General features: G+C 49.0%; 24 protein-coding genes and 1 other annotated feature. Of the genes, 20 read left to right on the top strand and 4 right to left on the bottom strand.

The window, feature by feature from the left end; genetic code table 11:
• Positions 1-5: 5 nt before the first annotated feature.
• Positions 6-1391, top strand: coding sequence for a UDP-N-acetylmuramate--L-alanine ligase (gene murC / locus FA954_RS09520; RefSeq protein ID WP_037993770.1), 1386 nt, complete (start codon positions 6-8; stop codon positions 1389-1391).
• 99 nt (positions 1392-1490) lie between these two features.
• A complete protein-coding gene (locus tag FA954_RS09515; RefSeq protein ID WP_037993522.1) occupies positions 1491-2132 on the top strand; it encodes an SCO family protein in 642 nt (213 codons plus the stop codon).
• 30 nt (positions 2133-2162) lie between these two features.
• Here FA954_RS09515 and FA954_RS09510 read toward each other — a convergent pair whose 3' ends face one another.
• Positions 2163-3392 carry an ABC transporter permease gene (locus FA954_RS09510; protein ID WP_037993520.1) on the bottom strand — a complete coding sequence of 410 codons (1230 nt, stop codon included), beginning with the start codon at positions 3390-3392 and terminating at the stop codon, positions 2163-2165.
• Positions 3389-4123, bottom strand: a complete 735-nt coding sequence (locus tag FA954_RS09505; protein ID WP_037993519.1) for an ABC transporter ATP-binding protein — start codon at positions 4121-4123, stop codon at positions 3389-3391. Before FA954_RS09505 ends, FA954_RS09510 begins: the two co-directional genes overlap by 4 nt.
• 165 nt (positions 4124-4288) lie before the next feature.
• Between FA954_RS09505 and FA954_RS09500 the strand changes: the two genes are divergently transcribed.
• The 17 genes from FA954_RS09500 (at position 4289) to obgE (ending at position 17818) form a co-directional block, all read left to right on the top strand.
• A complete protein-coding gene (locus FA954_RS09500) occupies positions 4289-5260 on the top strand; it encodes a type IV pilus twitching motility protein PilT (RefSeq protein ID WP_175413190.1) in 972 nt (323 codons plus the stop codon).
• Positions 5253-5954, top strand: a complete 702-nt coding sequence (locus FA954_RS09495; protein ID WP_037993517.1) for a prepilin peptidase — start codon at positions 5253-5255, stop codon at positions 5952-5954. Before FA954_RS09500 ends, FA954_RS09495 begins: the two co-directional genes overlap by 8 nt.
• A 47-nt stretch (positions 5955-6001) precedes the next feature.
• Positions 6002-7117, top strand: a complete 1116-nt coding sequence (locus tag FA954_RS09490) for an SPOR domain-containing protein (protein ID WP_138615040.1) — start codon at positions 6002-6004, stop codon at positions 7115-7117.
• Between the two features lie 196 nt (positions 7118-7313).
• The gene (locus tag FA954_RS09485) at positions 7314-7913 is read left to right on the top strand and encodes a Maf family protein (protein ID WP_037993512.1); all 600 of its coding nucleotides are present in this window, start codon (positions 7314-7316) and stop codon (positions 7911-7913) included.
• An 89-nt stretch (positions 7914-8002) separates the two neighbouring features.
• Entirely contained in the window at positions 8003-8710 is a 708-nt protein-coding gene (gene radC, locus FA954_RS09480; RefSeq protein WP_037993511.1) for a RadC family protein, read from the top strand.
• A 43-nt stretch (positions 8711-8753) separates the two neighbouring features.
• Positions 8754-9812 carry a rod shape-determining protein gene (locus FA954_RS09475; RefSeq protein ID WP_037993509.1) on the top strand — a complete coding sequence of 353 codons (1059 nt, stop codon included), beginning with the start codon at positions 8754-8756 and terminating at the stop codon, positions 9810-9812.
• Between the two features lie 15 nt (positions 9813-9827).
• On the top strand, positions 9828-10643 hold the full coding sequence (gene mreC / locus FA954_RS09470) for a rod shape-determining protein MreC (RefSeq protein WP_082240566.1): 816 nt from the start codon (positions 9828-9830) through the stop codon (positions 10641-10643).
• A 30-nt stretch (positions 10644-10673) separates the two neighbouring features.
• Positions 10674-11204 (top strand): rod shape-determining protein MreD, encoded by a 531-nt coding sequence (mreD, locus tag FA954_RS09465; RefSeq protein WP_037993505.1) that lies wholly within the window; start codon positions 10674-10676, stop codon positions 11202-11204.
• Positions 11205-11280: 76 nt separating this feature from the next.
• A complete protein-coding gene (locus FA954_RS09460; RefSeq protein WP_037993502.1) occupies positions 11281-11961 on the top strand; it encodes a septum site-determining protein MinC in 681 nt (226 codons plus the stop codon).
• 26 nt (positions 11962-11987) lie between these two features.
• On the top strand, positions 11988-12782 hold the full coding sequence (gene minD, locus FA954_RS09455; RefSeq protein WP_037993501.1) for a septum site-determining protein MinD: 795 nt from the start codon (positions 11988-11990) through the stop codon (positions 12780-12782).
• A 96-nt stretch (positions 12783-12878) separates the two neighbouring features.
• Positions 12879-13637 carry a M23 family metallopeptidase gene (locus FA954_RS09450; protein ID WP_121874009.1) on the top strand — a complete coding sequence of 253 codons (759 nt, stop codon included), beginning with the start codon at positions 12879-12881 and terminating at the stop codon, positions 13635-13637.
• 13 nt (positions 13638-13650) lie between these two features.
• Entirely contained in the window at positions 13651-14496 is an 846-nt protein-coding gene (locus tag FA954_RS09445) for a M50 family metallopeptidase (RefSeq protein ID WP_165489750.1), read from the top strand.
• Positions 14497-14564: 68 nt separating this feature from the next.
• Positions 14565-14637 (top strand) — a sequence feature (ribosomal protein L21 leader region).
• Between the two features lie 12 nt (positions 14638-14649).
• On the top strand, positions 14650-14964 hold the full coding sequence (gene rplU, locus FA954_RS09440; protein WP_037993499.1) for a 50S ribosomal protein L21: 315 nt from the start codon (positions 14650-14652) through the stop codon (positions 14962-14964).
• A complete protein-coding gene (locus tag FA954_RS09435; protein WP_037993497.1) occupies positions 14961-15299 on the top strand; it encodes a ribosomal-processing cysteine protease Prp in 339 nt (112 codons plus the stop codon). Before rplU ends, FA954_RS09435 begins: the two co-directional genes overlap by 4 nt.
• A gap of 22 nt (positions 15300-15321) precedes the next feature.
• The gene (rpmA, locus tag FA954_RS09430) at positions 15322-15630 is read left to right on the top strand and encodes a 50S ribosomal protein L27 (RefSeq protein WP_037993495.1); all 309 of its coding nucleotides are present in this window, start codon (positions 15322-15324) and stop codon (positions 15628-15630) included.
• Between the two features lie 156 nt (positions 15631-15786).
• Positions 15787-16506, top strand: coding sequence for a Spo0B domain-containing protein (locus FA954_RS09425; RefSeq protein WP_049719906.1), 720 nt, complete (start codon positions 15787-15789; stop codon positions 16504-16506).
• 7 nt (positions 16507-16513) lie between these two features.
• Positions 16514-17818 (top strand): GTPase ObgE, encoded by a 1305-nt coding sequence (gene obgE, locus FA954_RS09420; RefSeq protein WP_037993764.1) that lies wholly within the window; start codon positions 16514-16516, stop codon positions 17816-17818.
• A 28-nt stretch (positions 17819-17846) separates the two neighbouring features.
• Here the strand turns inward: obgE and FA954_RS09415 are convergent, their stop codons facing one another.
• Both FA954_RS09415 and FA954_RS09410 read right to left on the bottom strand, forming a co-directional pair.
• The gene (locus tag FA954_RS09415; protein ID WP_049719907.1) at positions 17847-18227 is read right to left on the bottom strand and encodes a hypothetical protein; all 381 of its coding nucleotides are present in this window, start codon (positions 18225-18227) and stop codon (positions 17847-17849) included.
• Positions 18228-18306: 79 nt separating this feature from the next.
• Positions 18307-18777, bottom strand: a complete 471-nt coding sequence (locus tag FA954_RS09410; protein ID WP_037993998.1) for a low molecular weight protein-tyrosine-phosphatase — start codon at positions 18775-18777, stop codon at positions 18307-18309.
• A gap of 148 nt (positions 18778-18925) precedes the next feature.
• On the opposite strand from FA954_RS09410, the gene FA954_RS09405 reads away from it, so the two are divergent.
• The gene (locus tag FA954_RS09405; RefSeq protein WP_037993997.1) at positions 18926-19369 is read left to right on the top strand and encodes an ACT domain-containing protein; all 444 of its coding nucleotides are present in this window, start codon (positions 18926-18928) and stop codon (positions 19367-19369) included.
• Positions 19370-19381: the final 12 nt, after the last annotated feature.

Here is a 19381-nt window from a genome sequence, read left to right as displayed (position 1 = left end):
TCACGATGAATAGTCAAAAAAGGGTTCACTTTGTAGGAATTGGCGGATATGGCATGAGTGCCATTGCACGGGTTCTTTTGGACTTGGGTTATCAGGTGTCCGGTTCGGATGTGGCCGAAAACGCATTGGTGAAAAACCTGATGGAGCGCGGAGCCGAGGTTTCGATCGGGCACTCGGCTGAGCATGTTCACGGGGCGGACATCGTTGTCTATTCTTCAAGCATTTCTCCGGACAATGTGGAACGGGTGGCGGCCAAAGAACAAGGGATTGAAGTGCTTCACCGTTCTCAAATGTTGGCTCGCCTTTTAAATGACAAAAAAGGGATCGCTGTTGCAGGGGCTCATGGAAAAACAACCACTTCCTCCATGGTTGCCCAGACGCTGGAATTGTGCGGAGTGGATCCGACCTATATCATCGGTGGAGAGATTGTTGCCTTGAAAGGAAATGCCAAAGCCGGCCGGAGCGATTATGTCGTCGCCGAAGCGGACGAAAGCGACGGGTCTTTCCTGGAGTATTATCCGCATCTGGCTGTCGTGACCAATATTGAAGCGGATCATCTTGAAAATTATGGCGGCGATTTTGAAAACTTGAAAAAGGCGTACCGTTCCTTCCTCAATCAGGTAAGGCCGGACGGTGCGGCAGTGCTGTTTTGGGACGATGGATATGTCCGGGAAATGGCGGATGATGTAAATGGCCGTATCATCACGTATGCCATTGAACGCGATGCGGATTACCGGGCGGTGAACATCCGCGAAAATTTGCGTCAGATTCAGTTTACCGTTGTGCGCGGGGAGGAAGTTTTGGGGGATGTGCTGTTAAACATCCCGGGACGCCACAATGTGGCCAATGCTTTGGCGGCCGTCATTGTCTGCTTGGAAGCCGGGGTGCCGTTTGAGCAAATTGTGAAAGCGTTGTTCCGTTTTCAGGGAGCCAAACGCCGCTTCCAAGTGATTGGCGAAGAACAAGACATCTTGATTGTGGATGATTATGCCCATCATCCGACCGAAATCCAAGCCACATTAAAAGGGGCAAAGGCGCTCGACCGCCGGATGGTTGTGGTCTTCCAGCCGCAGCGGTATTCACGCACGCATTTATTGATGAATGAATTCAGCCAGGCTTTTTACGATGCAGATGAAGTGATCATCAATACAATTTATGCACCGCCCGGCGAGCAACCGATTCCCGGCGTCACCGCCGAGCGTTTGGCCGAACTGATCAAGCAAAACAGCAATGCCAATACACGGTTTTTGGCCACCAAAGAAGAAGTGGTTGAATATCTGGTTCAACATCTGAAGCCCAACGATTTGGTGATGACCATGGGAGCCGGCGATATTTGGCGGGTGGCTCACATGCTGAAAGATGAATTGCAAAAAGAACGGGTGAATGAGTAACAATTCATAGCGGAGTCGGAAAAGAGCCGGTATTTCATCGGCTCTTTTTCTGCAGGAAGGATTTATGCTATGCTTTGCATGAGGAAGGAGGAGAGACCGATGAAGTCAGGAAAATGGCTTACGTTGATTTTGATCGGCATGTTGGCCGTTTTGGCCGGATGCAGTGCCGGCGATCGTCCGGCAGAAGAAACCCAAACCGGACAAAGTGCCGCATCCGATAATGATGTGTCCGATCTGAATTGGAGGGTCCCTTCATTTACATATACCAATCAAAACAACGAAACCGTCGGGTTGGATGATTTGAAGGGAAAAGTATGGCTGGCCGACCTTATCTTCACGCGTTGTCCCAATGTTTGTCCGCCGATGACAGCAAACATGTCCAAAGTTCAAGAAGCTCTGAAACAAGCCGGGGTGGAAGCGGAAATCGTATCTTTCACGGTGGACCCGGAACATGATCAACCGGAACAGTTGCGGGAGTTTGCCGAAAAGCACCATGCCGATTTGAATTCATGGCACTTTTTGACCGGTTATTCCCTGGAGGAGATCCAAAAGCTGACCCGGGAGGCTTTTAAGGGTTCCATCTCTCAGCAGGAAGGGCCGTCCCCCGATGTTCCGCTTTTGATCAATCACCCGACACAATTTTATCTGATTGACCAAAACGGGAAAGTCGTGAAATTTTATGACGGATTGAAGCCGGACGCTGACCGGATCATTCAGGATATTAAAAACTTGCAAAAATAAAAGGCTTGAGATGATTCTCAAGCCTTTTTTTTAACGGGAGTTGATGAGACGTTCCCCTTGGCGGGGCAAATAAAGAAAACTGAGCGCCGAGCTGAACAAGGCACCGGCGATGATCCACAACAAGCATTCCAGGGTTGACAATGCATCAACCCCCCAAGCGAATAACGCAATCCATAAGGTTTGGATTCCCAGGTTTACCCATCCGATGAACGTCAACCCTTTTGCCCATTGAGCGGCTGAGAGGGGATATAACCGGCGAATGCCCGGGTATTGTTTCGGATCTGCCAATTGCGGCAATTGCTTGATGAACATCCAGACACAGGCGACATAGACGCCCGCGCTCACCCATCGGTTTGGAAAGATCCCGATCAAGATCATGGCCCAGATGAGCAGGCGGATCTGAATGGAAAACAGCTCGCTTTTCCGAAAAAAGGTGCGCCAATACAAATAAGAAGATGCTTTTTGCCAAGACCAACTGGGAAGGAGCCGGATCAGCCATGTCCGTTTCTTGACAGGGGTTTTGAGCCGCGGCATGTCCATAAACAGGCCGGCCAGCGAATGATAACGGGCTAACGTTTTTGTTTCCGTTTTCTGCATCAACCGCCAGGGATAGGGATAGGCGGGAGCCTTTCGGTAAATGGCAAAGGCTAAAAGCACAAGGCCGATGAGCATGCCTGACGCGAGGATTCCCTGCTGATGCAAAAAAGCATAAGCGGCCCCGCCGTTGAAAAGAAAGCGGATTCCGGTCACCAGACGCACTTGATGCACGGGAAGCAAAACGGTTAACCGCATTTGCCACCATTCGGCGAAGATGTTTGCCACTTGGATGACGGCAAAAAAGATAAAGGAGGCAAAAAAGAACCCATGGCTTTTCCAAACCGCGAGATAAACCGGATAAACCAGCAGGGTGAAAATGGCCAGGTGAATCAGATGGATGGCTGTGCTGTAGATCAATCCGGCCCGAAAATATGGCTTCATCCGGGTTTCCAGAGGCAGAAGAAAAACGGAATCCGCCGGTTGAATCCATGTGCGGATCCGGCTGGATGTCAAGAGCAAGGCATAAGGAAGGGTTAACAAAAGTTCGATCGGAAAATCGGGGGGCAGCCAGATCAGGAATTGTTCGTAAGCAAAATACACAGCAATGAATAAGATTCCCAGAAAAAGGGGCGTCCCCCCGCCGCTGGCCACCATCCGGATGCGTTGCATGGCAGCCAACCAGGAATTTTTCATTCGGTCATAAAAAAGTTTACCGGTATTCATGATCGCTTCCCTTCTATCGCCAACATAAACAATTCATCCAATGCCTTGTTTCGGGTTCCTGCCTGCCGGTTCATCTCGGACAAGGTTCCGGAGAAGCGCACTTCGCCTTCATGAAGCAATACAAAGCGCTCACAATGTTTTTCGGCCGTTTCCAAAATGTGTGTGGACATTAAAATGCCCATCCCCTCTTTTTTTCCTTCTTCCAACAATTGGAGCAAAGAACGGATGGCCAGCGGATCCAACCCGACAAAGGGTTCGTCGATGATCAAAAAACGGGGGCGGACCAAGAAAGCGCACAAGATCATGATTTTTTGCTGCATTCCTTTGGAAAAATTGTCCGGAAACCAGTTTTTCACTTTGTTCATCCGAAAACGTTCCAGCAAGGCCCCTGCGCGCTGTTTAAACTCTTCCCGAGACAATTGATAAGCACCGGCTGTCAGTTCCAGGTGCTCCCATAAAGTGAGTTCTTCATAAAATTGCGGGGTTTCCGGGATATAAGCGAGTTGGGACCGGAACGATTTCGGATTTTCTGACAACGTGTGCCCGTTGATGGTGACGGTGCCGGAAAAAGGGGTGACAAGGCCCAGGATATTTTTGATGGTGGTGCTCTTTCCGGCGCCGTTCAATCCGATGAGGCCCACCATTTCACCGGGTTTCACCGAAAAATTGACATTTTTGATGACCGGATGTTGACGGGCATATCCACCGTAAAGTTGTTTGACTGAAAGCATAAAATACTCCTTTATGCATTGAAAAATGGATATGGTTTACCATTAGTTTGCGTGAAAAAAGAAAGGATTGCAAGCAGGGAAATGATCCGCGGATGGAAAGGAAATTTCAAAATAAAGTAGAATTGGTAAAAATTGTTGATGTTTTTTGCGGGAGGAGGGAAGCGGATGCTTTTGGAGGAAGCCGTTCATCTTGCCTTGAAAGAAGGCGCGACCGATTTGCATTACATTGAGGGGGAGCATCCTTGTGTGCGGGTGAACGGGAAGGTCTTTGTTTTGTGTGCCGGCCGGGGAAAAAGAGAAGAAATTGAAAAGTGCATGGCATCCGGGGCCGATCCGGCGAGGGAGTCGGATTTCACATGGTATTCAGGTCATCACCGGGCGAGGGTCCATTGTTATCAAAAACAAGAACGGCTGGCGCTGGCCATCCGCTTTTTGCCGGATCGCATTCCGACTCCGAAAGAGCTTCATCTTCCCCCGGTGCTGTATCAAAAAGTGATGTTTCAAACCGGTTTGCTGTTGGTCACGGGGCCGACCGGAAGCGGAAAAACGACAACGCTGGCTTCCTTGATCCAGGAATTGAATCGTACGGAAGCCTTACATATCCTGACTTTGGAAGATCCGATCGAGTATCTCCATGCGTCAAAAAAGTCGCTGGTCATCCAACGGGAAATCGGGAAAGACACCGAAAGTTATGTAAGCGGCATGTTGTCCGCTTTGCGGCAAGGTCCGGATGTGATCATGGTCGGGGAGTTAAGAGACACTGAAAGCATCATGGCCGCCCTTCACCTTGCCGAAACGGGGAAACGGGTCATGGTCACTTTCCATGCCGGGAATGTGGAAAAAGCGATTTACCGGGTCATTGACAGTTTTCCCGCGGATCGGCAAAGATGGGTGCGGTCACAACTGGCTGCTTCGCTGTCGGCAGTGGTGGCACAAAAGATGGCCGGACCAAACGGCAGGCAGAAGCGGCCGGTGTTTGAAGTTTTGTTGAACCATCGTTCTGTTGCCCATCTGATTCGAAATGGCGAGATCCACCAGCTCCCTTCCGTGATGCAGGCTCATCAGGCTTCAGGCATGCAGACCATGGAAATGGAATTGAGAAAATTGCAAGAGGAAGGAATCAGTTGCATTGAATGAATTTGGATGGATGACGGCGGTCTTGAGCGGCATTGTTGCTTATTGGATTCCCGGGCTGGCTTATTGGATCGGATCGGGAAAAGTCGGGGAGCCAGTGCGTTATTCATTCCGTTTGAAACCATTGTACCGGGTTTTCTTCGCCATCTTTTCCGCCGGCTTGTCATGGGTGGTTCAATGGAAGCTGGGGACCGGTTGGGAAAGTTGGATGGCGACGGTGCTGGTTTGGTTGTTATTGGTGATAGCATTGACCGACATCTGGTTTTTTCTGATTCCCGATGTGGTCACTTACAGCGGGTTTTTCCTTTTTATGTCGTGGCGTTTCTTTATGGATGGAACCCATGTGCCCGTTTATTTGGCCGGAGGATTTTTCATCACGTCGGGGTTGTCTCTGGTAAGCTGGATCAGCCGCGGGCTGGGTTGGGGCGATGTCAAGCTGGTCGCCATGGCATCCTGGGTGATTGAATGGCCGCAACTTTTGTTGTCCATCTGGTTAGCTACACTGAGTTCCATGCTTCATGTGACCGGACGTCTCCAAACCCGGGGGAGGGCGGCCATCCGTGAACCGCTTCCTTTCGGTCCTCATTTGGCCGTCGGAATGATCCTTTCTTTATTGTGCGGGGATATGCTCCGGGATTGGTACGGGGAACAGTTTTTGCAATTTTCCTGCCCTGTTTTGGTTCTATCGTTCCTATGAATTCATAAACTATATTAACAGGATGATAGAGAGGGGGCAGTCAATCCATGGAAAAACTGAGAAAATCTCAAGTGCAAGTGCATAAAACCGGATTAAAGGTAAGGCTCCAAACCAGACCGGTAGCTGCAAAGCCGAAGCATGACTGTTCCGTCACAGCGGAAACCAAACCGCTGAACAAGCCGAAAACAAAAACGCAAAAGCCGTTTTTGGAACCATGGCTGAAAATGAAAAATTTGACGGCAGGAAGCGTGTGGCCGTGGGAAAAGGCAAAGAATGAAAAACGGGTGATTCAGTGGGCTTCCCCGAACAATCCGTTTCATCATAAAAGAACCGGGAAAAAAAGGCGGTTCAGCCCTGCCTGGCAAATGATATGTTCGGCCGGGGCCGCGCTGGTGATCGGCACCGTCATGGGACTTTCCGTGTTGAATTTGTTTTTTAACGAAAATGCCACGTTTTCCAACCGAACCATTGATTCTCATCTCAATCCGCCGGCGGATGCGGGGAGGAAAGAAACGCCGGTACCGGAACCAACCGGCCGTTCCCAGTCTCTTCCCCCGCTTCAGACCGTGATGTTGCAGGCGGGAAGTTATGAAGAAAAAGCTGGAGCGGAAAAAGCGATGAATCAATTCCGGGTGCAAGGGTTGGCCGCCGTGATGTCGGAACAAGCTCCGTACCGGATTTATCTGGGGATGGCGCCTGACCGGGATTTGGCGTTAAAATTGTCGGCGATTTATCAGGAACAGGATGTCTCCGTCTATTTGAAGGAAGTCCAATTACAAGGAGAAGCGGCATTGGATCCGGAAGTGAACCAAGTACTTCTGGATACATTGAAACAAGGAAACAACCTGGTGCAACAACTAAGCAGCCTGTCAGCCGATGCCATCCGGGGGAAGGCACAGCAGGAAACACCGCTGAAGGTGCCGGGGGGGTTATCTGAACAATTCCAAAACTTCGTCGTCCGGATGCAATCGGTGAAAGGAAAACTCCCGGGTGACGCCAAGGAATCGGCAGACAAGATGATCCAAGCGTTGGATCAGGCCGTGCAAAGCGGGTTGGCTGCACAAAAAAATCCCGGACAGGCGCTTCTGTGGCAGATGCAAGAGGGGTTGATCCGGTATACGGTTGGTTACGAGAAATTGATTCAATCCTTAAAAGAACAATGAAATTTTTTGGTCGAATGGCTCCAAGGGCATTTGGAATCTTGTTGTAGAGCTTGCCATCTGATAAACTAAAAAATGATATATGAATTGACGGCACCCCGCGAAAGCGGGTGCTTTTTTCCTTGATAAGACAATCTGTAAATTTTTGGAAATTGATTATAACGTTGGCTGGTTTTTGTTTTCAGGCAGGTGTTCATGGATGGATATGAAACGCGAAATCGTTTTGGCTTCCGGATCTCCTCGCAGAAGAGAATTGCTTGCTCGTTTTGGAGTTCCGTTTCGTGTTCAAACAAGCCACATTGATGAGAACAAGGATTTACCCGGTTTGCCGGAAAGAGTTGTGGAAGAACTGGCAAGGCGCAAAGGGAAGGCGGTTGCCGCCGGATGCCGGGATGCATTGGTTATCGGAGCAGATACAGTGGTTGTGTTTAACGGAAACATTTTGGGAAAGCCGAAAGATGAACAGGATGCCGCTTCCATGTTGAGGATGTTGTCAGGAAAAGAGCATCAGGTTTATTCCGGTCTTTCTGTGATCACCGTTGATCAGGGAGAAATCACGAGAGAGGTTGTATCGCACCGGATGACGCGTGTTTGGATGCGACCGCTTTCCGATGAGAAAATCAAATGGTATGTGAACACGAAAGAGCCTTTAGATAAAGCTGGAGCTTACGGAATCCAAGGGTTGGGAGCTTGTTTGGTGGACCGGATTGAAGGATGCTTTTTTAATGTGGTCGGCATGTCTTTGTCCCTCTTGGATGAAATGCTGACCGAAACCGGTTATACCCTTGCACAGGATTAACGTCGGAGATTCATCTCTGCTGCCCTTTGACAACTTGGTTCAATCCTCCGGGAGGAAGGAGTGGAGCGGCCGGCAGAGGAGGATGGAAGATGAAGGAACCGAAAAATTCTTTGCCGATGTTAAAAGATGTTCCGGAGGAAGAAAGACCCCGTGAGCGGATGTTGCGCTTCGGGCCGGAGAAGTTGTCCAATGCGGAGTTGTTGGCTCTTTTGCTTCGGACGGGAAGCACGGGAGAATCGGTCATGGTGCTGGCGCAACGTGTGTTGAGCAAAACGGGGGGTCTGAAAGCCCTCACACAAATCTCACTCCAAGAATTGATGCAAATTCATGGCATCGGCCTTGCCAAAGCCGTGCAAATCATGGCAGGGGTTGAACTCGGGCAACGGATTTCAAGGTTGCTGCCTGAGGAACGGTATGCCATACATTCCCCGCAAGATGCTGCCCGCTACGTCATGGAAGAGCTTCGTTTTCTGAAACAGGAACATTTCGTTTGCCTTTTTTTAAACACCAAGTATCAAGTCATCGGAAAACAGTGCATTTTTAAAGGGAGTTTAAATGCCTCTGTTGTACATCCCCGGGAAATCTTCCATGAAGCGATCCGTTTCAGTGCTGCGGCAATCGTTTGTGTACATAATCATCCCAGCGGGGACCCGACCCCCAGCCCGGAAGATCTCGAAGTGACGGAGAGGTTGGTGGAAGCTGGGAAATTAATGGGGATTGAAATTCTGGATCACCTGATTATCGGGGATCAATTGTATATGAGCATGCGTGAGCACGGCATGATTCCGGAGGAATGACCGGCGATGAATCAGATCAGGTATCATGGGGAGGAGGAATTTTATGTTTGGCGGTTTTGTCAAAGATTTGGGAATTGATTTGGGGACGGCCAACACCTTGGTATATGTCAAAGGGGAAGGAATCGTGGTCCGGGAGCCGTCCGTGGTGGCCATGGAATCGGGAACCGGAGAAATCAAAGCGGTGGGAAATGCAGCCAAACTCATGATCGGGCGCACCCCCGGTAACATTGTTGCGATCCGCCCGATGAAAGATGGTGTGATTGCGGATTACACCACCACGGCAACCATGATGGAGTATTTTATCAAAAAAGCGATGGATCAAAAGATGATCATTCCCCGTAAGCCGAATGTGATGGTCTGCATTCCGTCAGGGGTGACCCCCGTTGAAAAGCGGGCGGTGGAACAAGCATCGACGCGGGCCGGAGCCAAAGAGGCTTACACGATTGAAGAACCCTTTGCGGCGGCCATCGGGGCCGGTCTGCCCGTATGGGAGCCGACCGGGAGCATGGTGGTGGATATCGGCGGCGGCACCACCGAAGTGGCGGTCATTTCCCTCGGGGGAATCGTGACGTGCCAGTCGTTGCGGGTGGCCGGCGACAAAATGGATGAAGCGATCATCCAATATATCCGCCGGAAGCATAACTTATTGATTGGCGAGCGGACGGCGGAAATGCTGAAATTGGAGATTGGCTCGGCGATTCCGACCGATGATGATTCCGGCAAGGAAGAACGGGAAATCAAAGGAAGGGATTTGCTCACCGGTCTTCCCAGAAAAATTTCCATCACTTCGAGAGAAATTGCGGAAGCCTTGTCCGAAACGGTCAGAGAGATTATCAATGCCGTGAAATTGACTTTGGAAGAAACCCCGCCGGAGCTTGCGGCCGATATTTTGGAACGCGGGATTACGTTAACCGGGGGAGGGGCTTTGCTTCGCAATATCGATGAATGTTTGCATCAGGAGACCCACATGCCCGTGATGATCGCGGAAAACCCGCTGGATTGCGTGGCGATTGGGACGGGTGCTTCTTTGGAGCATCTTGATAAATTGAATCCGAAAAATCAATCCGGTTATCTGGAGTCGTTTCGGAAACGTTTTTATTAAAGGGTTGTGAAATGGATGAGGCGCAGTACCAATCGGTTTCTAATTGTGATGGCCCTTGTTGTTGCGATCTTTCTGACTGTCAATGTGACACGGGGGGAAAGGGGAACGCTTACGGCACCGGAAAGCTGGTTCATCAACGGCTTCGGATGGATCCAATCCTTGATTCATCTCCCTGTCCAACCCCTTCTTGCGGCGGGAAATGAAGAAGAAAGCCCCGAAACCGCCATGATGAAATTGAAAGTTCAAGCGCAAAACCTGGAAAAGGAAAATGAGGAGCTGAAAAAGCTTCTCGGCTACAAAAAAGAGCATCCGATGGATACCATTACGGCCCGGGTGGCTTACCGCAATCCGGACCGTTGGAATAACCGGCTGGTGATTAACCGGGGCTCGGAAGACGGTGTCGAGCCCAAAATGCCGGTCATCACTTCCGAGGGATTGATCGGACGGGTGGAAAATGTGACAAAGTACATGTCCGAAATTCAGCTGTTGACGGATTCCGAAGGAGGCCCCGGGATTGCAGCGGTGATTCAGACCGGTTCGGAGGAAGTGTTGGGAATTGTCGAGGGGTATGATCCCCGGAAAAAATGTTTGATTTTAAATAAAGTCTCCGTCACCGCCCGGCCGAAGAAAGGACAAATGGTGGTGACTTCCCGGTTATCGGATGTTTATCCGGGGGGGATTTTGATCGGTACCGTCGACGATGTGAAAATGAGTGAAGGAAAAGTTGAACAGGTGGTTTACGTCAAACCGTCCGCATCGTTTGAGAATCTGGATTTTGTCATGGTGGTGAAAGATCCGGAGAAATTACAATTAAATCAGCTTCAGAAATAAAAACATACCGGGAACAGGAGGGGAAAATCGATGAAAAAATACTTCGTCGCTTTTCTCTCCTTCCTATTTATATTGGAAGGATCCAAATTGCAGTTATTGCTCCCTCAATCTTGGGGGAGCACTTTTGTCATGATTCCGGCATTGGTGGTAAGTGGTTTGATTTCTATTTCTTTCTATTTGCCGCGCCGTTATGTATTATTGATCAGTTTTATCTTCGGATTGTTCCATGATATTGTTTACGGGCCGGCCATCGGGATCAAAGCGTTCACGTTCCCTCTTGTCGCATACGGCACTTATCTGTTATCCGGCGCTTTCTCGTTGTATCAATGGATCGCAGGGATCACCTTCTTTTTGGGGCAATCCGCATATTTTATCATCCTCTATGGATGGTATTGGTTGTTTGGTTTTGCAAAGATGGATTTTTCTTATGCCTTTTGGCTCCATATCGTTCCGTCCATCCTGTTGAATTTGTTGCTGGCCTATCTCATTCATCAGCCGATCCGCTGGATCTATCAGAAAAAACGAAATCGCTCCATTATCTTTGACACGATTTTGCGTTAAGCCTTTAAAGCGCGACACGGATGGAAGGAAAATAAAGGGAGAAAGCGAAATCAATAGTGAGGCGGGTGACGTCAAGATGGGTAAAGTGTTAAAACCGGGCGTAACGATCAAAGGCACCAAAGACGGCCTTCTCTTCTATCTCGATGATTCGCGTCCCTTTTCAGCTGTATTGGAAGAGTTAAAACATAAGCTGGAAAACACGCAAGCCGCAAATATTTGGGATGGTCCTGACATGAAAGTCATCATCAAACTGGGGGAGCGGCAGATTACCCGGACGGAAGAAAAGTCGATACGCGCATTGTTCTCCAAGCGAAAGAACTTGATTATTCACGAATTCCAGTCGGAAGGAAAGCATTATCTGCAAAGGGAAGAAGATGAGATTGAAGTCAAATCGGGGACGGTGCGTTCCGGTCAAGTGTTGGTACATAGCGGAAATCTCCTTTTTCTGGGGGATGTGAATCCGGGCGGAACGATTCAATGCACGGGAAGCATTTATGTATTGGGGGCGTTGAGGGGGCTGGCCCATGCCGGATGTGAGGGAGATGAAAATGCCATCATCGTCGCATCGGTTTTGCGTCCCACACAGCTTCGCATTGCAGATGTGATTTCCCGCCCGCCGGATCGTTGGGACGAGGCCGAAGTGGGAATGCGTTTTGCTTATTTGTCGGATCATCAAATTGCTGTGGAGAAAATTCATCTTCTGGGGCAGTTGCGTCCGGAATTCGAGTGGAAAACAAACAGACGGCGTTTTTTATAGATGACAGATGGTTTGGAGGGTGAGCATTGGGAGAGAGTGTTCTTGTAACCTCGGGCAAAGGGGGCGTGGGGAAATCGACGACTTCGGTCAATATTGGAACCGCCCTTGCTTTGTCCGGGAAAAAAGTGTGTTTGGTCGATGCAGATATTGGTCTTCGAAATCTGGATGTATTGATGGGATTGGAGAACCGGATCATTTATGACCTGATTGACGTGTTGGAGAAGAAATGCCGGATTGAACAGGCTTTGATCAAGGATAAGCGTTGTGATGAGCTTTATTTGATGCCGGCCGCCCAAACGCGGGATAAAACCGCCGTTTCCAGAAAACAAATGCGTTGGTTGATTGCCGAATTAAAAGAGCAATTTGATTATGTGTTCATTGACTGCCCGGCGGGCATTGATGTCGGTTTTAAAAACGCCGTATCCGGTGCGGATGCGGCAATTGTCGTCACCACACCCGAAAATGCGGCCATCCGGGATGCGGACCGGGTGATCGGTTTATTGGAAAAAGAGGAAGTGGCGGCACCGAAATTGGTGGTAAACCGGTTGCGCAAGCAAATGGCCAGAGACGGAAGCATGATGGATGTTGATGAAGTCGTGGCGGTCCTGGCCGTGGATCTTCTGGGGGTGGTTCCCGATGATGAGCAGGTGATCCGGGCCGGGCACACGGGCGAACCGATCGTTTATGACCATCGGAATCCAGCCGGAAAAGCATACCGGAATATCGCGCGCCGGATTCAGGGGGAAATGGTTCCCCTCATGGTTTTGGAAAAAGAAGCCGGCGTGTTCACCAAAATGAAAAAATGGTTGGGATTTGCTTGATGCGACAAACGAAGCAGGCCGGGACGGTCTGCTTTTTTCATATTCCGGATGGGTTGGACATATATTGATGAAAAATGGACAAACGGGTGATAACCTATGGCCAGTGAACATGAGTGGGTTCGGCAAATTCGAAAAAGACGGGAGCAACAATGGCGTCAGATGAATAAGATCAGAGAACGGAATCTTGCCGGAAACCGCTTGGAATCCGGTTCGGTCCCGTGGTATCAGGCATCCGTGAAACAGCCGGAGGAAAACAAAGCCAAACGCAAACCGCTCCAATCATTTTTGAATCAGTGGATCATTGTGATGATTTTGTTTTTGGCAACCGCCGCGGTTTATTCGTTGCCGTCTGCCCGGACCGCTCCTGTGAAACATTGGATATCCCGGTCGCTCACAGAGGAATTTCAATTCGCAACCGTGTTGGACTGGTATCAAAAATATGCCGCCGGATCCCCGGCGTTGTTGCCTGCCTTTTCGGGGAACCATCAAGAAAAAAAAGAGGAGCAGTGGACTGCCCCGGTGGCGGGGAAAATAGCCTTGCCGTTTGATGAGAAACGAAAAGGAGTGGTTCTCGTCACCCCGGAGTCGGCCAAAGTGGTGGCTGCGGGAGAGGGAAGGGTTCAATTTACAGGGTATAAAGAAGGACTTGGCAACACCATCATTATTCAGCATGCCAACGGGACCGAAACATGGTACGGCTGGTTGGAAGATATGAAAGTAAAAGAAAAAGACTGGGTTCAAAAAGGAAAAGAGATTGGTACGGTCAAAAAGATGGAGAATCAATCCTTTTTCTATTTTGCCATCCGGAAAAATAAAGCATTCATCAATCCGGTGAGCGTGATTCCGTTTGATTAAGCGGATGGTTCCGGTGCCCGTTCGAATTCATCCTTTGTTTTGGCTCATTGTCTGTTCAGCGGTATGGACAGGCTATTTTATTGAGATCATCACTTTGTTTGTGCTGGTGTTGATTCATGAATTGGGCCATGCCGCCGCTGCCGGTGCATTCGGCTGGAGGGTGGATTCCATTGAGCTGTTGCCGTTTGGCGGTGTGGTGAAAACCGATGAATGGGGAACGGTGCCGTCCCGGGAAGAGATGACCGTCGCTTTGGCCGGACCGTTTCAACATATCCTGATGATCCTCATCAGTTTGTTTTTCTTCCGGCAAGGATGGTGGACAAAGGAGTGGACAGAATATTTTATCCAAGGGAATCTCATGATCGCCGGGTTTAACCTGTTGCCTGTCTATCCTTTGGACGGGGGGCGTGTTTTTCTTTCGGCGCTCAGTTATTTTTTCCCGTACCGGTTTTGCCTTCACTTTACACTGTGGACGGGAATGGCCGGGTCGCTGGCATTGTGCGTGCTGGCCCTTTTTTGGTCACCCGGGGGGATTTTGGTTCACTTGCTGATCCTCGGCATCTTTTTGTTTTATTCCAATTTGCGGATGTTCAGGCAGAAAAATATCCATTTTGTCCGTTTTCTTCTCTTTCGGCGTCATCATCCCGATCTGTCCCGCCCGGTCAAAAAGTTGCGCATGAAACCCGACACCCGTTTGAATGAGGTGATTTTAAAGCTCTGTAAAGAAAAATACCATGTTTTGGAGATTGTGGATCAAAACGGGGAACTGGTAAGTATTTTGCCCGAAGAATGGCTGCTCGATGCTTACATGTCTTGTCCGTACGGCAAAACAACCATCAAGGAATGGTTTGCGTCATGAAATTGGGTGGAGTTGGAAGCGAAAACACTTTGACAATTTCCATTGGAATGTGCTAAGATAAGCGTTGTTGTTATCACCGCTCACAACAGGATTCCAAAAGGCTTGATGCCTTTCCTGCTGGTGGCGAGTCTCTATTTAAGAGGAGGATTGGAAATGTACGCTGTAATCGAAACAGGTGGCAAACAATATCGCGTGGAGAAAGACAGTGTTCTCTACATTGAAAAACTGGATGCACAAGAAGGGGAAACCGTCACCTTTGATAAAGTTTTGCTGGTGAATGACGGTGAACAAGTCAAAGTGGGAACCCCTCTGGTGGAAGGTGCAAAAGTAACCGGTAAAGTATTGAAACATGGAAAAGGAAAAAAAATCACCGTGTTTAAATATAAACCGAAAAAGAATTACAAACGGAAAAAAGGGCATCGTCAGCCGTTTACCAAAGTGGTCATCAGCGGCATTGAAGCCCAATGATCCAGGTTCGGGTGAAGCGTGACGGCCAAAACCGTGTGAAACGGGTGTTGATTACCGGGCATGCCGATTATGGCGAGTATGGAAAAGATATTGTGTGTGCCGCTGTTTCCGGCATTTCCATCGGCATGGTGAATGCCATTGAACAAATGTTTGGTGTCCAGGTTCATCGTGATGATGATGGAGACGGGAAAATTGATTGTTTTTTGCCGGATCAGGTGAAAGATCCTGATACTCGTGAAAAAATCGGCTTGTTGCTGGAAGCGATGGTCGTCTCACTCGAAAACGTGGCAGAAGCCTATTCTTCTTATGTTAGAATAAGTGATTGGAAATCATAATGAACAGAAAGAGGTGGACATGATGCTGAAACTTAACCTGCAATGCTTTGCTTCGAAAAAAGGTGTGGGTTCCACAAAAAACGGTCGGGACAGCATTTCCAAACGTCTGGGTGTAAAACGCGGAGACGGCCAATTCGTATTGGCTGGAAATATTTTGGTTCGTCAACGCGGAACCAAAATTTACCCGGGTTTGAATGTCGGCCGTGGCGGAGACGACACCTTGTTTGCGAAAGCTGACGGAATCGTACGTTTCGAGCGTATGGGACGCAACAAAAAACGCGTCAGCATCATTCCGGTTGCAGAAAAAGAAGCAGCCGCTGCACGTGCGTAAGATTGAATTTCAAATAGCATTCCAATGAAAGGTAAGCATTGTTCGTCGTCGGGCAAGTGCTTACCTTTTATTTATGGGTTTTTCTTTCAGGGGCAATCTTGTACAATAAATGGCAAAGCAAAATTTCGGATATACATAAGATGGGAGAGGTTTATTTTGAAGCGGGGGTTTATGCTCAGTAAGCCGTTTGTTCCGTTGATGTTGGTGATGACCGGGTGGCTTGTGCATCCGTTTGGAAAATCGGGGGATGTTTTCTTTTTCCTCGCTTCATGGTGTGCTCTTTTGGGAGGGATCTTTTATTGGCAACACCAAAATGAAATCCGGGAAGCCGGCCGGATCAAGAAAATGTTGTCCGATTTGCGGCATGAATGGATGAATCATATTCAGGTTTTGATGGGATATTTGATGATGAAAAAAGAAGAGGCCATGAAAGATTACTTCAACCGGCTGGTGAAACAAGCCCAAAACGAGCGCATCATCTCGAATCTGTCTTATGCTCCGCTGGCGGTTGCTTTGCTTGACATTCGCCATCGTCTGAAAGAGTGGGAGCTGTCTTTGGATGTTTCGGATCAGTTCCGGTTTGAATCGGTGGAAGAAGAAAAGAAATTTTTAAAAATTTGGCAGCAGTTGATGACGATGATCGAAAACAGGCATCAACAAACGGATGCGTATACCGGGGTCTCTTTTTCTTTGGAAAAAGAGGAAAACCAGGTGCGGGTCGGGGTCCGGTCAAACGAGGCTTCCCTTTGTTCCGGAAAATGGTTGCCGTTATTGGAAGAACGTCTGAAAACGGTGGAACCATCGATCGCGATCCAAAACCTGGAGAATGCATTCGTGTTGACATATCAACTGAAGCCGAATGGACTGGGAAGGTGACGAAGCAATGTTTGTGGATAAGGTCAAGGTTTATGTAAAAGGCGGGGATGGTGGAAACGGCATGGTGGCATTCCGCCGGGAAAAGTATGTACCCAAAGGCGGGCCGGCAGGCGGAGACGGAGGCCGTGGCGGAGATGTCGTTTTTATCGTGGATGAAGGCTTGCGGACGTTGATGGACTTTCGGTACCAAAAGCATTTTAAGGCCAAACGGGGAGAAAACGGGCGTTCCAAATCACAACACGGTGCCAATGCAGAAGATTTGGTGGTGAAAGTTCCTCCGGGAACGGTGGTTCGTGATGCCGATACCGGTGAATTGATTGCGGATCTGACGGAAAGCGGCCAGAAAGCAGTCGTTGCCCGTGGAGGCCGTGGCGGCCGCGGAAACATCCGGTTTGCCACCCCCGTCAATCCGGCGCCGCAAATTGCAGAAAACGGGGAACCGGGTGAAGAACGTTGGATTGAGCTTGAATTGAAATTATTGGCGGATGTCGGCCTTGTCGGGTATCCGAGCGTTGGAAAATCAACTTTGTTATCTGTTGTTTCTGCAGCCAAACCCAAAGTGGCCGCCTACCACTTCACGACGTTGGTTCCCAACCTGGGAGTGGTTCATGTCGAAAGCGGACGCAGCTTTGTGATGGCGGACCTTCCCGGATTGATTGAAGGCGCCCATCAGGGAGTCGGCTTGGGGCATCAATTTTTGCGCCATGTTGAACGGACCCGGGTGATCGTCCATGTCATTGACATGGCAGGCTCCGAAGGACGGGATCCTTATCAGGATTATTTGCAGATCAATGAAGAGTTGAAGCAATATCGCCAGGAATTGGAGAAGCGCCCGCAAATTGTGGCGGCTAACAAAATGGATTTGCCGGATGCCGAAGAAAACCTTGCATTGTTTAAAGAGCAAGTGGGAGAAGAAGTGCCGGTTTATCCGATTTCCGCAGCGACCGGCGAAGGAGTCAAAGAGTTGATTTATGCGGTTGTTCAGCTGTTGGAGAAAGTGGAAAAAGAGATGCCGGCTTACGGGAAATCGATGGAACTGCCTGCACAGAGGAAGGTCTACCGGAACAAAGAAGAGGATGAACCGGCATTTACCATTCGCAAAGAAAATGAAGTTTACGTGGTGGAAGGGGAGCGGATCCAAGCGTTGGTTCAGCGGACGAACTTTTCCTATCATGACAGCATCATGCGCTTTGCAAAAATCATCCGGAATATGGGAGTGGAAGAAGCGCTCCGCAAACGCGGGGCAAAAGATGGAGATACGGTACGGATCGGGGACATGGAATTTGAATTGAATGATGCCGTGGATTATTAAAAAAGCAACCGGTGATCCGGTTGCTTTTTTATTGGCGGATGATCCCGGTGGCATGGGAAGGACGGGCGTTTTCGTCCGAGGTCTGATCCAGTTTGAACATGAATTTACCTTCATCATGCGCAATCTTTTGTATTTTCTTTGTGCCCGGCGGGACCTCTCCCTCGGCGATGGTCGGACATTCCAAATGGTCACAGTAGGTAAATACATAGAAATAGATCGGAGAAGGGCCGTCATTTTGTATTTCCATGGTCATGGTTCCTTTTTCAAGGTGAAACCAATCGGTCCAGGATGAGGGCTGGGACTGGTTCGGGGTTAATGTCAAAGAATGTTCAACCGGAAATGAAAAGCCTACTGAAAAACAAACGAGTAAGAGGATGGAGAAAATTTTTGTTTTCCAGAGTTGTTGCATTTCATCACCACCTTGCTCTATTTAGTATAAGCAGGATTGGATGGAATATGAAAGGGAAACCGGACAGTTTCCCGAAAATTTAGTGAAGGTTATGTTCCTTTTTGATGAAATTAAGTAAATTTTTACATCCTTCGCTGACTAAATCATAGGTTTCTTGAAAATTGCCGGTGTACCACGGATCGGGCACTTCGGTGTAAGAAGTCCCGGGAATAAAGTCGACAAACCGGTAAATTTTGTGATCCGGGTCCGGAGCCAAACGCTTCAAATCGCGCACGTTATGGTTATCCATGCCGATGATATAGGTGAAAGCGGAAAAGTCGTCCCGCTTTACTTGACGAGCTGAGATGCCTTCAAAGGAGATCCCGGCTTCGGTTAATTTTTTTTGCGTTCCACGGTGAGGGGGTTCTCCGGTATGCCAGTCCCCGGTGCCGGCTGAGTCTGTTTGGATTTCCTGATCCAGCCCTTCTTCTTTGACCAGATGGCGGAACACGGCCTCGGCCATGGGGGAACGGCAAATGTTGCCCAGGCAGACAAACAGTACTGAAATCATTGACAAATCGCTCCTTTTGATTGCAAATGATCGCAGATTTTATCATAACACGAAAAAATATATGAAAAAAGCTTGCTTGAAAACGTTCTCAAAGATTAAAATGTCCGTATATAGAAAACATTTGTTTTTTAATGGGGGACAGTTGGGTATGTCAGAAGATATATTCGCATTGGTTCGTGTGGATATGCTTCCTGAAGCCATCCAGAAAACATTGGAAGTGAAAAAATTGCTTGAAACCAAAGAAGTGACCAAGGTGCAGGAAGCAGTGGAAAAAGTGGGCTTGAGCCGCAGTTCGTTCTACAAATATAAAAACGGTGTTTTTCCGTTTAACGCGATGGTGAAAGAAAAGATTGTCACCATTGCCTTGACGCTGGAACACCGGGCAGGGGTTTTGTCCCAAGTGCTCCAATATATGGCCGGTATGAACACCAGTGTCCTGACCATCAACCAGACCATTCCCTTGCAAGGGGAAGCCACGGTGTCGATGTCCGTGGATACCACGCAGATGGAAGCCGATATCCAAACCGTTTTGCACGGGCTTTCCCGTTTGGATGGTGTGCGGCGGGCCGCCGTTGTCGGATCCGGCGAGTAAAAAGTGAGTGAG

Source organism: Thermoactinomyces vulgaris (assembly GCF_005886755.1).
In the GTDB taxonomy this organism is placed as follows: Bacteria; Bacillota; Bacilli; order Thermoactinomycetales; family Thermoactinomycetaceae; genus Thermoactinomyces; species Thermoactinomyces vulgaris.
Note: the sequence above shows the minus strand (reverse complement) of the source record. Positions and strands in the feature narration are given on the sequence as shown.

What these genes read in the sequence shown, in the direction of transcription:
- murC (WP_037993770.1), top strand. Translation starts at nt 6, where the DNA reads ATGAATAGTCAAAAAAGGGTTCACTTTGTAGGAATTGGCGGATATGGC.
- FA954_RS09515 (WP_037993522.1), top strand. Translation starts at nt 1,491, where the DNA reads ATGAAGTCAGGAAAATGGCTTACGTTGATTTTGATCGGCATGTTGGCC.
- FA954_RS09510 (WP_037993520.1), bottom strand. Translation starts at nt 3,392, where the DNA reads ATGAATACCGGTAAACTTTTTTATGACCGAATGAAAAATTCCTGGTTG.
- FA954_RS09505 (WP_037993519.1), bottom strand. Translation starts at nt 4,123, where the DNA reads ATGCTTTCAGTCAAACAACTTTACGGTGGATATGCCCGTCAACATCCG.
- FA954_RS09500 (WP_175413190.1), top strand. Translation starts at nt 4,289, where the DNA reads ATGCTTTTGGAGGAAGCCGTTCATCTTGCCTTGAAAGAAGGCGCGACC.
- FA954_RS09490 (WP_138615040.1), top strand. Translation starts at nt 6,002, where the DNA reads ATGGAAAAACTGAGAAAATCTCAAGTGCAAGTGCATAAAACCGGATTA.
- FA954_RS09485 (WP_037993512.1), top strand. Translation starts at nt 7,314, where the DNA reads ATGGATATGAAACGCGAAATCGTTTTGGCTTCCGGATCTCCTCGCAGA.
- radC (WP_037993511.1), top strand. Translation starts at nt 8,003, where the DNA reads ATGAAGGAACCGAAAAATTCTTTGCCGATGTTAAAAGATGTTCCGGAG.
- FA954_RS09475 (WP_037993509.1), top strand. Translation starts at nt 8,754, where the DNA reads ATGTTTGGCGGTTTTGTCAAAGATTTGGGAATTGATTTGGGGACGGCC.
- mreC (WP_082240566.1), top strand. Translation starts at nt 9,828, where the DNA reads ATGAGGCGCAGTACCAATCGGTTTCTAATTGTGATGGCCCTTGTTGTT.
- mreD (WP_037993505.1), top strand. Translation starts at nt 10,674, where the DNA reads ATGAAAAAATACTTCGTCGCTTTTCTCTCCTTCCTATTTATATTGGAA.
- FA954_RS09460 (WP_037993502.1), top strand. Translation starts at nt 11,281, where the DNA reads ATGGGTAAAGTGTTAAAACCGGGCGTAACGATCAAAGGCACCAAAGAC.
- FA954_RS09450 (WP_121874009.1), top strand. Translation starts at nt 12,879, where the DNA reads ATGGCCAGTGAACATGAGTGGGTTCGGCAAATTCGAAAAAGACGGGAG.
- rplU (WP_037993499.1), top strand. Translation starts at nt 14,650, where the DNA reads ATGTACGCTGTAATCGAAACAGGTGGCAAACAATATCGCGTGGAGAAA.
- FA954_RS09435 (WP_037993497.1), top strand. Translation starts at nt 14,961, where the DNA reads ATGATCCAGGTTCGGGTGAAGCGTGACGGCCAAAACCGTGTGAAACGG.
- rpmA (WP_037993495.1), top strand. Translation starts at nt 15,322, where the DNA reads ATGCTGAAACTTAACCTGCAATGCTTTGCTTCGAAAAAAGGTGTGGGT.
- obgE (WP_037993764.1), top strand. Translation starts at nt 16,514, where the DNA reads ATGTTTGTGGATAAGGTCAAGGTTTATGTAAAAGGCGGGGATGGTGGA.
- FA954_RS09415 (WP_049719907.1), bottom strand. Translation starts at nt 18,227, where the DNA reads ATGCAACAACTCTGGAAAACAAAAATTTTCTCCATCCTCTTACTCGTT.
- FA954_RS09410 (WP_037993998.1), bottom strand. Translation starts at nt 18,777, where the DNA reads ATGATTTCAGTACTGTTTGTCTGCCTGGGCAACATTTGCCGTTCCCCC.
- FA954_RS09405 (WP_037993997.1), top strand. Translation starts at nt 18,926, where the DNA reads ATGTCAGAAGATATATTCGCATTGGTTCGTGTGGATATGCTTCCTGAA.